Below are 13,565 nucleotides of genomic sequence, written 5' to 3'. Positions count from 1 at the left end.
AGGGGATGAGGAGCCGCTGACACCGGGGAAGGTGCCGGCGGCTTCCCCACTTATCGGATGCACTCCGTCACAGGGCATCCCGGGTGATCGACCCCGGATCCAGGTCCCCGCGTTGTCCCTTGAAACTGGGATGCCGAAGCCCGCCCGGAAGGTATTCGCGATACGCGACGTCCACCACAATCACCGGTTCGACCCAGCGCACGATCCCGTGCTCCTCCGCGGCTGCGGCATCGGTACCGAGTGGGCTGGTGCGGCGTTCGAGGGTGGTCAGCTTGTCCTTCAGCTGGCGGCGCACCGCCATGGTGAATCCGGTCCCGACCGCACCCACATAGCGAAGAACACCCGTCTCGTCGTAGGCGCCGAGGACGAGGGCGCCGACCATGTTGCGCTGCACACCGCCGCCCGGGACCCAGCCGACCACCAGGGCAGAGCTTCTGGTGCGTAACAACACTTTCCGCCACGACCGGGAGCGTTGACCTGGCAGGTAAAGCGAGGACACCCGCTTGAAAACCGCGCCTTCCATCCCGGAATTCCGGGCGGCCTCCAAAATGACAGGACCATCGACGCCCATCCAGTGCGGCAAGATCTGGACGGGTAGGCCGGCGCCGTGCAGCTCGTGGCCGAGGTCGTTCAGGGCGGCACGGCGCTCCAGATACGGGGCCGCCATCAGATCGTCGCCGTCGGCAGTGAGAACGTCGAACGGCAGAAACGTGACCGGTACCTGCCGCTGCAGGGCCGTGGTCGGGCGCAGGGTGTTCGACCGTTTCTGTAAGCGTGCGAACGATGGCCGACCCTGGGTAAGGGCCACGATCTCACCGTCGAAGACGATCCGGCCGCGGCCGCCGAACTTATCGGCCAGCGCCGCGGCCACCTCCGGGTACGAGGAGGTGACGACGTTGAGGTTGCGGGACCACAGCACCGGCGGCTCACCGCCCCCGGCCGCGGCCAGCAGACGGAAGCCGTCGTACTTCATTTCCGCGGCCCAGGCACCGTCCATTTGCTCCGGTGGTTCACCCGGGGTGGCCAGCATCGGCGCGATCAGCCGCATGGGCCGATTGTGCGCCCATTTTCGCAGCTCGGGCGGCCTTTACGGTTCCGGAGCCCGAGAATGCGGCGCGTTCATCTCCACCCGCCGGCCTGCTTGACCACCGCCGGCATGACACCCTGTCCCATGAGAATCGCCGAACGTCGGAAGGACCCGCGCCCACCCATGACCACCTGGACCCTCTGGCTCGGCGCCCTGCTGGTCGTCGGCGGCTCGGCAGCCCTGTTCAAGCGTCAGGCGGTGGCGGCTCGCGTACTCTGGGTGCTCGCCGTGCTCGCCTTCGCCGCCGCGGCTGTTGGGGCGGTGACCGCGTCCGAGGTCTCGCTGCCCTTGCTGCTGGCCGTCGTTATCGCGATCGTTGCAACCGGCGCCCTGGTCGCAGTCACCGTTCCCTCGAAGAACCCTCGCGAGAGGTTCGCGTCGAATGAGCAGCGGCTTCTGCGCCATCGTGCTTGGCGTCGCCAGCTGCGTGCGGTAGGTACTGGGTCAGTGCCAGGAGTTCCACCAGAGAACGATGGGCACCAGCCAAGGTGTCCACACCATCCAGCTGTCGCCCAACCCGTACGGGGGAATAGGAATTACCGTCATCACCTCCGGGGTTAGTTGAATGGAAGCGACTGCCACCACCTCGTTGCTGCAACCATTACGTCGACAACAGGCGTGAGCCAGGGGTACCAGAACAAGAGGTCCATCGTGATCTCCTTGGTCGGAAACGGGCTCAGTTGAATGGAAGCGCACCTCCTGCGCTGTGTATCGCCCGCCGGAGGCGGATCGGTACAGCTACCCAATCGAGTGGGCCCAATTAGGTGCAGGCCGAGTGATGGCGGGTTCACCCGCAGATCGCAAAGAGAAACAGGCCGCCACGCACCTGCCAATCCGCGGAATACCGCAGATCAGGACCGTGATCAGATCACCGGTCTGGGCAGTGAGTGGCGACCTGTTGCTCGTCGCGGTTGTCAGAGTAGATCGTCCCTCTGACAGAGACGATCAGGACTTCGCCGGGACGAGAAACTTCACCGCGACGCTGAACGCGTATTTCCCTGGGGAGTCGATGATTGACTCGATGCGAGCGTGATCATCTTCGATGTCGAGAATGCTGAAGACCGAAACACCCTCCGGATGCAGCATTACGCGATCGCCAACATTCACGAACCAATTCCTCCGTGCCTAAACCACTGAAAACGCAGGTCAACGGTGGTTGAGAGTATATGCCCCGGTCGGCTTCCCTCCGAGCCGGGGCACCGCCCACAGTACCTCGAGTCGAACGCATGTGCGACTAGAATGGGGTGGTGAAGTTCGTCGAGGAGGCTCCGGTTCGATGCCCCAACAACCATCTGTTGGTCGGCGGAAATTGTCTTGTCGGCTGGGAGGTCTGTGGATGCTCGGCGGCCGCCGCCACCAGCACAAATGGCCACCGAACCTTCTTCTGCAGTTCCTGCGGGGAAACCGTGCGAATCCCGCCCTGCTCCGGTGCGCAACCACAGGCAGACCGGTGGTTCACTCCACCCAAATCTGTCTGACTGCGATTCGTGGCCCACGTGATCACCTGTCGGGTGTTGCAACGACCGATAGAATCCAAGCCCCCGATGTCGGGGCACAACATGCGCAGGGTCGGACGAGAAGATCGAGGCATGACGCATACGAGGCCGGGTCGGATCCCGGTGGGCGATCCGATCGGACTTCGCTTCGACCCCGACACCAAACGCCGACTCGACGAGATGGCCGAGGCCATCGGCCCGCGCCGAGTAGGGGCGCTGATCCGCGTGGCCTGCCGACGACTGGTCGCCAAACCCGAACGCATCGGCCGTGCTCTCGCGGAACACCGTCGGCTCTCCGAAGCGCTTCGGGTGATTCCGCTGGTCATGGTCAAGATCAAGCTCGAACCCGAGACCGTGCAGCAGGTCGCGGCCCTGGCCGCCGACCACGGCACCACGGTCAGCGCACTCATACGGGTCGCGCTGCACCGGTTCCAGGAAGCGCCGGGCCGGTACAAACACCCGATGCTCCGTGAAGCCGAGCGGACCGGGCTGTCCGACCGGGTCGACGTGATGATCACCCCGTCCAGCAGGCAGCGGATCCGGCACCTCGCTGGCCGATACGGCGACAAACTGGGCACCGCACTCCTTCGGGTCGCACTACGGCGCCTCCTCGACGAGCCCGGTGACCTCGCCGCCGACCTGGACACCATCGCCCCGCTGCGTGATCTGCGACCCGAGAACTATCCCGCCACGATCAAGGTGCACTTCGACGACCCGTTGCGCGACCAGCTCGACGAGCTGGCCGCCCGCGTCGGGTCCGATCGCACCGAGCTCGTCCGCCTCGCCGCCCGCCGTGTGCTCGACCAGCCCGGACTGATCGAGCACGCCGTGAACGACGAGATCATCCGCAGCGACAAGCACAAGGCACACCTGTTGGCCCGGCACGCCCGCCGCCGGGCACGACGCTACCCACAGCCGGACTGACCCCCCGGGCCTCTTCCGCCCCACGCACCGCCACCCGGCGTGGTTCTCACCGTCACCGAAATTCGGGCGGTGACTGCCGGGTCCGCTTGCCGCGGCGTCTCCGGCTCCCCGATGTACCCGCCTCCGGCGGTTACCAGGCCACCTGCGGTGTCCCCCGATCGGAGCTGCGCTGCGCTCCGCCCCGGAAGAAGAACATCGTTCTTTTGACCTGCTGGCCTGGCGATCCTGATCGACGGCGGCCGGGGAACAACCCCTGGCGGCGCAAGCGCCGGCACAAGGCTCCGAGAACTTTCCCACCCGCACTCGCTTCGCTCGCAGGGAAACTTCTCGGCCCAGGGGTTGCACCCCGTCCTGATACCGCCGATCCGGACTCTCCCTGCCAGCAGGGCAAAAAGAACGATCAGGGCGCCGCAGGTGGCCTGATCCGAGCACGGGAGGCTTTCGTTGAGCAACACCAACATTCTCGATTCCGTCTTCGACCCGTTCGACGTCGCGCGCGTGATCTACGCCGAACTCACCGTCCCCGGCGATCCAGGGTTCGACGACCTCGACACCGACACCCGCACCATCCTTCTCGGCATGGTCTTCGGCCTCGGACCGGACGACCCTCGCATCCTCGCCGCCCACCGGCCGGTGAACCCGGCCGACTTCGGTCTCACCGCCTGAACTCAAACCCCCATCACCGAAGGAGAACCCATGACCCGCAGCACCGACACCATCACCGGCATCACCATCGAAACCGGCGGAACCTTGCAGGTCACCGACATGCGCGTGGACGACTTCTGGACCAGCCGCCGGATCACCGATGGGCGCGGCGCGGCACTGGACGCCGTCCGCGACTATCGCCTCGCCGCCTACCCGATCGGCGGCAACGGCCGACCCGGTATCGCCTGCCTGTTCGCCGGAGCCAACCACCGCTTCGACCCCCTCCAACCCGACAACCATGCGGCCCGCGCGATCGTCGCCCGCTACGGGGCCGGTGCCGACATCCCGATCTGGGGTCGGGCCGTCATCCTCGCCGGATGGGAGAGCGACCCGCGACCGATCCTCGAGCTGGTCGCCCGCGAGCTGGTTGCGCAGATCAACACCGACCTGTTCGCGGCCTCGTCGACGCGGATGCTCCGCATCGCCTGACACCCGCCGAACACCCACGGAGAAAAGGAAAACACCGGACAGTCGTTACCTGCCCGGTGTTCTCCTCTCACCCTAGGAGAGAGAACACCATGACCGCAAACACCACCGAAATCGCTACAGCCGCACACGCGGAACTGGTCTACCTGAACCCGGCCGAGGCCGAGATCGAACCCAACACCCGCGACACCGTCGACCCGGTCAAGCTCGCCGAACTCACCGAATCGATCCGCGAACACGGCGTACTCCAAGCGATCAAGGCCGTCCGCTACGCAGACGGCACCATCCGGGTGCGAGACGGCCAGTGCCGCACCCTCGCCAGCCGCGATGCCGGTGTGACCAGCCTCCCTGCGCTGGTCACACCGGACACCGCAACCAACGACGCCGAACGCGGCATCCAGCGGATCACCCAGCAGATCGTCGCGAACGATCATCGCAACGACCTGACCGACGGGCAGCGCGCCGCCGGTATCGCCCAGATGCTCGACCTCGGCGCCTCGGTGACCAAGATTGCCAAAGCGGTGCACCTGCCCCGTACCCAGGTCAAGGCCGCCGCCGCCGTCGGCACGTCGGCCACCGCCCGCACCGCCCTCGACTCGGGTCAACTCGACCTCGAGCAAGCCGAAATCGTGGCCCGGTTCTTTCTTATGTGGACATCTCACGGCGAGTCGGCACGCGGATCGGATCACCCGGTGGTGGGCTGGGGTCATGCACGTGCAGACCGTGAAGACGGGCGGGATCGTGTCCTCGGTGGTCCTGGTGGGACCCGATGGTGAACCGGTGCAGCCGGTGACCCGGTTCCTGCGGTACGTGCTGGACTCCGGCCGGAGCCCGAACACCGCGCTAGGGTACGGCTACGACCTGCGCCTGGTGTTCGAGTTCTTCGCCGAACGCGGAATCGATTGGCGCGAGTTCCGGCCAGCATTGGCCCTGGAACTGCTCGGATGGCTGCGGCGACGACCGGTACGCGGACCTGCCCAGCGGTTGGGCCTCTCGTCAGTCGGGTCCGGCGGGCGGCTGTTGGCGCCGGCGAGCGTGGCGCGGGTGCTGGCGGCAGTATCGAGCTTCTACGACTGGGCGATCGTCGCCGAACTCGTCACCGGCGAGAATCCGATGCAGCGCCGCCGTGATGTCGCGCTGGCGATGGTCGCCGAACGGCACCGCCCCTTCATGGGAAATGCAAGTAGGCAGCAGCCGGTCAGCCGGGAGGTGCGGGTCCGGTTGCCACACCGGTTGCCACGTCCGATGAGCGAGCCCGAGGTGACTGCGCTGTTGGAGAGCATGACCTGCTTGCGGGATCTGACGATGGTGCTGTTGATGCTCGACGGTGCCCTGCGGCCGGGAGAGGTGCTCGGGCTCCAGCTCGGCGACATCGCCTACGGCCGACGGCGGGTCACGATTCGTAAACGAGACGACCATCCGCGGGGCGTGCGGGCGAAGTCCCGGCACGAACGGGTCGTCGACCTGCTCGAGCCGCGCACGTTGGATGCGGTCAATCGGTATGTGCTCCATGAACGTCCGGTCGACGCACCGAGTCCGTTCGTGTTTCTGGTCGGGGGCAGGGGCGCTCGCCGCTGCGAGCCGCTCTCGTACGCCGCGCTGGTGCGGATGTTCGCCCGGCGTCTGGACACGCTCGGGATACGCACGGTGGACAAAACCCCACACGCCCTGCGGCATACCCACGCGACAGCGATGTGGGAGGCGGGGATGCGGGAGTTGGCGTTGCAACGCCGCCTTGGACACGCCTCACCGGAGTCGACCCGGATCTACACCCGGGTCTCCGACCACCAGGTTCGTGACGAGTACGCGGCCGCGCTGCGGGATCGCCGATGACCGGGCCGGCAGCGGCTGGGCCCGTACCTCTCCCGCGCCGGCACGTCGATGAAAGTGAATACCGGGGGTGGGTGGACGCGCACGTTCCCCACGTGCCGGCCCGGTGGGAGCGGATGGGTGCCTATCGGCGGTTCGTCGAGCGATGGCCGAACCTCGAGGCGTGGTTCGAGCAGCCACTGCCGGTGCGCTTGGGATTTGTCGGCGAGGGCATGCGATCGAACGGGCGCACCGACTCGCATCGCGCCAGCGGATATCTGGTGTATCTGTCCATGGTGCAAGGGGTTGGCCTGGACTTCGACTTCCTTCTCGGCAGAAAGTACGCACGTCTGCTGGACCGGCGCAGTGGCAGCACCGGCCTCGGCGTCGATCTCCTATTGTTCGAGCAGTGGGTCGCGCGACTGACCGAACTGGGCCACTCCCCGGCCAAGGCCCGGAACAGTCTGACGTGGTGCCTGGGCCGGGTCATGCTCCACCGCGGCGACCCCGACATGACCGCGATCACCGCCGCCGATCTGTTCGCATTCGGGTCAGCCATCCGCGACTTCGCCGCACGCGACGATTTCAATGTTCTGCGCCGGACCCTGTTCGCGAACGGCCAGTTTCACGATGATCCGGACGCCAACCGCGGGTTCCTCCGCAATCACCTCGCGAACCTGCACGCCACCCACGTGCTGCTGTACAACGTCGGCCAGGTCACGGCAGCGCCACGCATCGGCACGCGAACGATCGAAAACTGGACCGACCGACTGCTCCCCGAACCGTGCCCGCCCAAAATCAGGACGGTCATCGAGCGATACCTACAACTGCGGCTCGACGCCAAGCTCGATCGCCCGCAGACAGTGCACAACGCCCGGCAGGCTCTGCGCCGGTTCGTCAACTGGCTCGGCGAAAATCACCCGCAGGTCAACAGTTTCGCCCAGGTCGATCGCGCCATCGTCGAGGAGTACATGCGGTGGCTGCCGACCTGTCCGAGCCAACACACCGGTCTACCGCTGGCGACGACCACGGTCAAGCACGAACTCAACGCGATCGCCGGGTTCTGCCGCGACACCGCGGTCTGGGGATGGGCGGAGGTGCCAGGGCGACCGTTGCTGACCTCTCGTGACACACCGCGGCGTCCGGAGTCGATTCCCCGGTATCTTCCGCAACACGAACTCGACGCGATCATGACCGCGGTCGACGACCTGGCCGATCCGCTACAACGGGCCGCGCTGTTGTTGCTGCGGTGGTCCGGCGCCCGCCGCGACGAGATTCGCCGACTGACCTGGGATTGCCTCGACACCTATCCGGGCGGGCATCCACGGCTGCGGATCCCGGTCGGCAAAGGCCGCACCGAACGGATCGTCCCGTTGCACCCGGACGCGGCCACGGCGCTAGAGCTTGCCATCGGCCTGGCCCGGGCGCAACGCTCGATCGCCCGGATCGACGAGGTCACCGGCCGCCGGGTCGATTACGTGTTCGTTCGGCGCGGCAAGCTGCTCTCGGTCACCACCCTCTTCGACGAGGCGTTCCGCACCGTCTGCGCGGCAACGGGACTGGTCGACGATCGAGGATCCCCGACCGTCAGCGCGCACCGGTTTCGGCACACCCTCGGCACCCAGCTCGCCGAGGGCGGCGCCCGGATTCAGACGATCATGGCGATACTCGGACATCGCAGTGCCACGATGTCGATGATTTACAGCCGCATCTCCGATCCCGAGATCCGGCGCCAGTACGAGACGGCCCTCGCCGACGGGCACCGGATCGCCGGCCCGGCCGCCGACGCCCTCCTGCACGACGCTCTCGACGACAAGACCGTGGACTGGCTGAAGACGAACTTCCTCAAGACCGAACTCGAACTGGGGCACTGCCTGCGGCTGCCCGCCGAGGGTCCGTGCGAGTGCGACCTGGTCCTGACCTGCCCGAAGTTTCTCACCACCAGCGAGTACGCGCCGCGGATCCGGGCGCGCCTGGCGACCGAGCAGGTCCTGATCGATGACGCCCGCGCCCGCGGCTGGGACCGGGAAGTCGAACGGCACGAAGCGACCTGCCGGCGGCTGCAGCACCTGCTCGACGACCTCGACGACGGCGAAACCCGCTGAGGTTCAGGAATGGTTGGGGCACAACAGGTCCGACTCCACTACCCAGTCCTGTTGCGCGAGCCAGTCCCGCACCGCCGCCGGGATTTCGTCGGTGCCGGAATCGGTGCCGGTGACCAGCGGACCGTCCCCGCACCGGGAGCAGCTGACCACCAGGACGTGGTCGTGGGGCTGACAGTGGGCGCAGTGCCGGGCCTCGCGCAGCTCGCCGCGATCGCCGAGGTGCAACCAGATGGTCGCGAGATCGGCGCGGTGCGGAATGAGGTCCCGGCGGGTGGCGGGCTCGTATCCGCAGGTCGGACAGGACGACGGTCCGGCCGCCGGGGACGAAGGCGCCGTGACGGGTGTCGGGGTCTTCGTGTCCTCGGGTTGCGGGATGTCGGCGGTGAGCGTCTCCGGCGGACGAGACGGGAGATGGCGGTAGAGGGTCGAGCGGGTCAGTCCGGTCTTGTCGGTGATCTCGGCGATGGTGGCGCCGCCGTCCCGGAGTTGGGTGGCGTAGGCGAGTTGGGCGTCGGTGACCACGCTGGGTCGGCCGGTGCGTCGTCCCTTCTCGGTGGCCACGGTGCGGGCGTGGGCGGCCCGCTCGACCGCGTAGGTGCGTTCCATCTGCCCGAACAGGGCCAGTAGCACCACCGCCAACTGGCCCATCGGGTCGTCCGGGTTCGTCGAGTCGATCCGGATCGGATCGGCCAGGTTTCGGAATCCGATGCCGCGCTGGTGCAAGTCGTGGATCAGGTTGAGGGTGTCGCGGACGGTGCGGCCGAGCCGGTCGAGGGTGTGCACCACGATCACGTCGCCCTTGCGGGCGTAGCCCAGCAGCGCCTGTAATCCGGGACGTTCGGTGGTGGCCCCGGACTTCTTGTCCACGTAGATGTTCGCCTGGTCGACCCCTGCCTTGCGGAGCGCGTCGATCTGCCGCGTCAGGTCCTGCTTGCTCGTCGACACCCGGGCGTACCCCAACTCCATGTCACGAGAGTACCGAAAGTTAGGTCTGTACGATGTTGTGACACGGAATATAGGACGAATTTTCGAGCTGTTAGCTGGGCTTTTTGTTGGTATTCGGGACGGGCCCGATGGACCGCAAGAACGCCGAGCGGCAGGTATCGGATCGACCGCCCCTGGGGGTCTGGTTGGCGATCGTGGCCCAAACTCTATTTTCGTATTACGATAATGGGTATGGCTGAGGAGACGATCAACGGAGTACCCGTCACGGACGGGATGATCCAGAAGTGGGCAGACGAGGCCGAGGCCGGTTACGACGTCGAAAAGTTGCGCAAACGCGGCCGACCGACCGTGGGGGCCGGCCCCGGCGCGGTGGTGCCGGTACGGATGGACGAGGCGTTGTTGGAGGCATTGAACGCACGTGCCGAGCAGGAGCATGTTTCCCGCTCCGAGGCGATTCGAGAAGCGGTGCGTGCCTGGACCCGGGTCGCGTGAAGGCGCATAAATCCGCGCTCAAACACGGGATCAGCGAAAACGATGGCATCTACGCGGCAGAGCATCACGTGTATACCGCTGGTCTGGACGACGACAACCCCGCGCGCGAGTTCCGGCTGGGTTTCGACCCGAACGGTCGGCTCCTGGAACTGGTTGTCCTGCGCTTCGACAGTGGGACCGAGCTGCTCATTCATGCCATGAAGGCTCGCTCACAGTACTTCGACCTCTTGTAGCGATCGCCGCTCGGCCCGGTGCGAGAGCCTCCCCCTAGAGGCGGACGGTGCGGCCGCCGGAGTGTGCACCACGATCACATCGCCCGTTCGAACGTAGCTGCAGTTCGGGACGTTCAGTGGTGGCCCCCGGACTTTCTGTCCGCGTAGACGTTCGCCGGGGGTTGATCCCAACTTTGGTGAGCGCGTCGATCTGGCCGCGCGAGTTCCTGTTTGGGCGTCGTTATCCGTGCGTACCCCAAATCCATCTCCAGGGGCGTACTGAAAGTCAGGTCTGCACGAAGGTTGTGACACGCAATTGTGGAATTAACTTGTGAGACGCCTCGACCAGGGTTTTTATAGGATCCGGATACGGTCCGGGTCGCGTCTCATTTTTCAAGGTAATGAGCCGCCGTTCAGGTTCTCCCCTATCGCTGTGAGTGCCGCGGTCTCAATCGAACTGTCAACGTGGGAAGTCGAGCGCTGGGGCGAGTTGAGTAAGTGTGGGCAACAGGTCTGCGGTGCGCGCGAGGGGTTGGATTGCTACATGGTCGGCCCCCGCGTCGAGATGTTCACGAAGTTGGGTGGCGATGGTCTGCGGTGTCCCTTGGGCGACGAGGGCGTCGATCAGTGCTTCACTGCCTCCGTCGCCGAAGTCGGAGTCGGTGAACCCGAGTCTCCGGAAGTTGTTGAGATAGTTTTTCATTCGCAGGTTCAGGTAGGTTTTCAGGCCCTTTCGGCCGAGGGTGAGGGTGTGGTCGCGGTCCGTGCCGACGGCGATTTTATGTTCGGGGGCGAGCAGCGGGCCGTCGCCGAGTGTGTCCCGGGCCGATCGGGTGTGGTCCGGAGTGACGAGGTAGGGGTGGGCTCCGGCGGTGCGGTCCGCTGCGAGTGCGAGCACGCGGGGCCCGAGTGCGGCGAGAACCCGGCGTTCGGCGGGGACGGCATTCTCGTCGAGAGTGTCGAGGTAGTTAACCAACCCTTGGTACGGCTTGACCGCACCGTTCCCGTTGACCTCACGGTGGCCGGCGCCGATCCCGAGCAGGAATCGGCCGGGGTAGGCGGTGTCGAGACGGTGATACGACTGCGCCAGCCGGTCGGCGTCGGTGCTCCAGATGTTGACGATGCCGGTCGCGACGGCGAGGTGAGAGGTGGCCGCGAGTGCGGTCTCGGCCGTTACCAGATCGTCCGCGGGTGATCCGCCGATCCACAGGGTGCCGTAGCCGAGTCGTTCGATCTCGGCGGCGAAGGCCCCGGTGATGTCGGTGTGGCGCACCCAGACGCCGAAGGTTCCTAGCTTGACCGGTGTCGCGGTCAGACTCATGCGTGGGGCTCCTTGATGGTGGGGAGGGGCGGTGCTCGGGCCTTATGCGCCGATCGGCGCGAGTGTGCGGAACGTGCTGCCGTGGAAGACGAGTGGGTTTCGGGTGGGGTCGGCGGCGAGGGTTTCGATGCGCAGCAGCACGATCTGGTGATCGCCTGCCGGGATGTCGCCGATGATGGTGCATTCCATCGTGGCGACGGCGTCGTCGAGCAGCACTGCACCATCGGTTCCAGCGCGCCACTGGACGTCGGCGAAGCGGTCGGTGCCCCGGGCGGACAACGCACGGCACACCAGGTCCTGGCCTTCGGCGAGGACGCTGACCCCGAGCCGGGCGATCTCGCGCAGGGCGGGCCAGGTGGTCGAGGTGTGGGCCATGGCGACCGAGACGATCGGGGGGTCGAGCGAGACGGTGGTGAACGAACTGGCGGCGAGACCGCGGGGGCGCCCGTCGTCGCCGAGACCACACAGGGCGATGACGGTCTGGGGAATGTTCGCGAAGACGGTGCGCAGGGCGGCCGGGTCGGTGGGGGCGGCGACTGTAGTCATGGCGGTGTCCTTCCTTTGGAGGCCGAGGGGGCTTCAGTTCGAGGCGGCGAGGGATTCGGGGAGCGGTGCGGTGGTGGCCAGGTGGTGGTCCAGGCGGGTGCGCTTGGTGTGCAGGTACACGGTGTTGTCCACGGTCGGTGCGGTGAGCAGGGCTTCGCGGCGGGTGATCACGGCACCGGCATCGGTGAGTTGCCCGCATTTGTCGGGATTGTTGGTGAGCAACCGGATGCCCCGGACGTCGAGGTCGCGCAGGATATGCGCTGCAGCGGTGTAGGACCGGGCATCGACGGGAAGCCCTTGGGCGAGGTTCGCGTCGACGGTATCCATGCCCTGGTCCTGCAAGGAGTAGGCGCGGAGCTTGGCGGTCAGCCCTATACCGCGGCCCTCGTGGCCGCGCAGGTACACCAGGATTCCGCGGCCTTCGGCGCCGATTCGGGCCAGTGCCTGATCGAGTTGCTCACCGCAGTCGCAGCGCAGCGATCCGAGGATGTCGCCGGTCAGGCATTCCGAGTGGACCCGAACCAGCACCGGGGTGGTGCGGTCGGTGACGTCACCCATCACCAGGGCCAGGTGCTCGCTGGCCTCGGTGGTGGACCGGTAGGTGATCGCGGTGAACTCGCCGTGGCGGGTCGGGATGCGGGCCTCGGCGGTCCGGTCCAGGGGGTGGTCGTTCCGGCGCCGCCAGGCGATCAGGTCGGCGATCGCGATCATCGCCAGCCGGTGTTCGTCGGCGAACGCGCGCAGCTCGTCGGCGCGGGCCATCGCACCGGGCTCGGTGCGGCTGACGATTTCGCAGATCACCCCGGACGGACGCAGGCCCGCGAGGCGGGCGAGGTCGACGGCGGCCTCGGTGTGGCCGGCACGGGCGAGGACTCCGCCGTCGCGGGCACGGAGCGGGACCACGTGACCGGGCCGCGTGAGGTCGTGCGCGCCGCTGTCGCGGTCGGCCAGGACCCGGATGGTGGTGGCGCGGTCGGCGGCGGAGATGCCGGTTCCGATGCCCGCTGTCGCATCGACCGTCACGGTGTACGCGGTGCCGTGCTTGTCCTGATTGATGGTGCACATCGGCGGCAGGGCCAGGCGGTCGCAATCCTCGCCGGTCAGTGGGACACACACGAATCCGGAGGTGTGGCGCACCATGAAGGCCAGCAGCTCCGTGGTGGCCTTCTCGGCGGCGAAGACCAGATCGCCTTCGTTCTCACGATTTTCGTCGTCGACCACGACGACGGCCTTGCCTGCCGCGATGTCCGCGATCGCGCGATCGATGCTGTCGAATCTCGTCACGGTGGCCTCTCATCCTCTGAACCTACTGTGTAAGCATGCTTATATTAGCCAGCAGGCTTACATCGTGTCAACGGCTACTCGTTGCATGGGGACCCGCGAACAGCACCGGCCACTCGCCGGGTGGTTCTCACCCGAGGAGCGGCCGGTGCCGGAACGGTCTGTGTGCAGTTGTGGTGTGCGGTCAGGGTGCCGACGAGGTGCTCGCCGGCCACG

At 66.6% G+C, this 13,565-nt stretch carries 14 protein-coding genes and 1 pseudogene; 9 read left to right on the top strand and 6 right to left on the bottom strand.

Features of this window, described 5'->3' with window-relative positions:
• Positions 1 to 67 precede the first annotated feature (67 nt).
• Positions 68 to 1,048: an ATP-dependent DNA ligase gene (locus tag ACFVJ3_RS22655; RefSeq protein WP_378454165.1), complete on the bottom strand. Its 981-nt coding sequence runs from the start codon at positions 1,046 to 1,048 to the stop codon at positions 68 to 70.
• Positions 1,049 to 1,210: 162 nt separating this feature from the next.
• Here ACFVJ3_RS22655 and ACFVJ3_RS22650 point away from each other — a divergent pair.
• A pseudogene (locus ACFVJ3_RS22650) lies at positions 1,211 to 1,453 on the top strand (hypothetical protein); the annotation flags it as partial.
• A 579-nt stretch (positions 1,454 to 2,032) separates the two neighbouring features.
• On the opposite strand, the gene ACFVJ3_RS22645 reads toward ACFVJ3_RS22650, so the two are convergent.
• On the bottom strand, positions 2,033 to 2,194 hold the full coding sequence (locus ACFVJ3_RS22645; RefSeq protein ID WP_196775347.1) for a hypothetical protein: 162 nt from the start codon (positions 2,192 to 2,194) through the stop codon (positions 2,033 to 2,035).
• 482 nt (positions 2,195 to 2,676) lie between these two features.
• On the opposite strand from ACFVJ3_RS22645, the gene ACFVJ3_RS22640 reads away from it, so the two are divergent.
• From ACFVJ3_RS22640 to ACFVJ3_RS22615, 6 genes are all read left to right on the top strand, one after another.
• The gene (locus ACFVJ3_RS22640) at positions 2,677 to 3,507 is read left to right on the top strand and encodes a CopG family transcriptional regulator (protein WP_378454164.1); all 831 of its coding nucleotides are present in this window, start codon (positions 2,677 to 2,679) and stop codon (positions 3,505 to 3,507) included.
• A gap of 444 nt (positions 3,508 to 3,951) precedes the next feature.
• Entirely contained in the window at positions 3,952 to 4,173 is a 222-nt protein-coding gene (locus tag ACFVJ3_RS22635) for a hypothetical protein (RefSeq protein WP_378454163.1), read from the top strand.
• Positions 4,174 to 4,203: 30 nt separating this feature from the next.
• Positions 4,204 to 4,641 (top strand): hypothetical protein, encoded by a 438-nt coding sequence (locus ACFVJ3_RS22630; protein ID WP_378454162.1) that lies wholly within the window; start codon positions 4,204 to 4,206, stop codon positions 4,639 to 4,641.
• 89 nt (positions 4,642 to 4,730) lie between these two features.
• Positions 4,731 to 5,414 (top strand): ParB/RepB/Spo0J family partition protein, encoded by a 684-nt coding sequence (locus tag ACFVJ3_RS22625; protein ID WP_378454161.1) that lies wholly within the window; start codon positions 4,731 to 4,733, stop codon positions 5,412 to 5,414.
• A complete protein-coding gene (locus ACFVJ3_RS22620) occupies positions 5,347 to 6,471 on the top strand; it encodes a tyrosine-type recombinase/integrase (protein ID WP_378454160.1) in 1,125 nt (374 codons plus the stop codon). The genes ACFVJ3_RS22625 and ACFVJ3_RS22620 overlap by 68 nt, the downstream gene beginning before the upstream one ends.
• A gap of 71 nt (positions 6,472 to 6,542) precedes the next feature.
• On the top strand, positions 6,543 to 8,552 hold the full coding sequence (locus ACFVJ3_RS22615; RefSeq protein ID WP_378454159.1) for a tyrosine-type recombinase/integrase: 2,010 nt from the start codon (positions 6,543 to 6,545) through the stop codon (positions 8,550 to 8,552).
• A 3-nt stretch (positions 8,553 to 8,555) separates the two neighbouring features.
• On the opposite strand, the gene ACFVJ3_RS22610 is transcribed toward ACFVJ3_RS22615, so the two are convergent.
• Complete coding sequence (locus ACFVJ3_RS22610; RefSeq protein ID WP_378454158.1) at positions 8,556 to 9,518, bottom strand: recombinase family protein; 963 nt, start codon at positions 9,516 to 9,518, stop codon at positions 8,556 to 8,558.
• Positions 9,519 to 9,728: 210 nt separating this feature from the next.
• Between ACFVJ3_RS22610 and ACFVJ3_RS22605 the strand changes: the two genes are divergently transcribed.
• Positions 9,729 to 9,989, top strand: coding sequence for a ribbon-helix-helix domain-containing protein (locus ACFVJ3_RS22605; RefSeq protein WP_378454157.1), 261 nt, complete (start codon positions 9,729 to 9,731; stop codon positions 9,987 to 9,989).
• Positions 9,986 to 10,222 carry a toxin gene (locus ACFVJ3_RS22600; protein WP_378454156.1) on the top strand — a complete coding sequence of 79 codons (237 nt, stop codon included), beginning with the start codon at positions 9,986 to 9,988 and terminating at the stop codon, positions 10,220 to 10,222. The genes ACFVJ3_RS22605 and ACFVJ3_RS22600 overlap by 4 nt, the downstream gene beginning before the upstream one ends.
• A gap of 439 nt (positions 10,223 to 10,661) precedes the next feature.
• Here ACFVJ3_RS22600 and ACFVJ3_RS22595 read toward each other — a convergent pair whose 3' ends face one another.
• The 3 genes from ACFVJ3_RS22595 to ACFVJ3_RS22585 are packed head-to-tail and all read right to left on the bottom strand — an operon-like array spanning position 10,662 to position 13,352.
• On the bottom strand, positions 10,662 to 11,522 hold the full coding sequence (locus tag ACFVJ3_RS22595; protein WP_378454155.1) for an LLM class F420-dependent oxidoreductase: 861 nt from the start codon (positions 11,520 to 11,522) through the stop codon (positions 10,662 to 10,664).
• Between the two features lie 42 nt (positions 11,523 to 11,564).
• Entirely contained in the window at positions 11,565 to 12,068 is a 504-nt protein-coding gene (locus ACFVJ3_RS22590) for a flavin reductase family protein (protein ID WP_378454154.1), read from the bottom strand.
• A 33-nt stretch (positions 12,069 to 12,101) separates the two neighbouring features.
• Positions 12,102 to 13,352, bottom strand: coding sequence for a bifunctional 3,4-dihydroxy-2-butanone-4-phosphate synthase/GTP cyclohydrolase II (locus ACFVJ3_RS22585; protein WP_378454153.1), 1,251 nt, complete (start codon positions 13,350 to 13,352; stop codon positions 12,102 to 12,104).
• Positions 13,353 to 13,565: the final 213 nt, after the last annotated feature.

The organism is Rhodococcus sp. NPDC127593, from assembly GCF_042671975.1.
Classification (GTDB): domain Bacteria; phylum Actinomycetota; class Actinomycetes; order Mycobacteriales; family Mycobacteriaceae; genus Rhodococcus_F.
Note: the sequence above shows the minus strand (reverse complement) of the source record. Positions and strands in the feature narration are given on the sequence as shown.

Excerpts from the sequence above, each read along its gene's own strand:
- ACFVJ3_RS22655 (WP_378454165.1), bottom strand. The coding sequence starts at position 1,048 with ATGCGGCTGATCGCGCCGATGCTGGCCACCCCGGGTGAACCACCGGAG.
- ACFVJ3_RS22640 (WP_378454164.1), top strand. The coding sequence starts at position 2,677 with ATGACGCATACGAGGCCGGGTCGGATCCCGGTGGGCGATCCGATCGGA.
- ACFVJ3_RS22630 (WP_378454162.1), top strand. The coding sequence starts at position 4,204 with ATGACCCGCAGCACCGACACCATCACCGGCATCACCATCGAAACCGGC.
- ACFVJ3_RS22625 (WP_378454161.1), top strand. The coding sequence starts at position 4,731 with ATGACCGCAAACACCACCGAAATCGCTACAGCCGCACACGCGGAACTG.
- ACFVJ3_RS22620 (WP_378454160.1), top strand. The coding sequence starts at position 5,347 with ATGCACGTGCAGACCGTGAAGACGGGCGGGATCGTGTCCTCGGTGGTC.
- ACFVJ3_RS22610 (WP_378454158.1), bottom strand. The coding sequence starts at position 9,518 with ATGGAGTTGGGGTACGCCCGGGTGTCGACGAGCAAGCAGGACCTGACG.
- ACFVJ3_RS22605 (WP_378454157.1), top strand. The coding sequence starts at position 9,729 with ATGGCTGAGGAGACGATCAACGGAGTACCCGTCACGGACGGGATGATC.
- ACFVJ3_RS22595 (WP_378454155.1), bottom strand. The coding sequence starts at position 11,522 with ATGAGTCTGACCGCGACACCGGTCAAGCTAGGAACCTTCGGCGTCTGG.
- ACFVJ3_RS22590 (WP_378454154.1), bottom strand. The coding sequence starts at position 12,068 with ATGACTACAGTCGCCGCCCCCACCGACCCGGCCGCCCTGCGCACCGTC.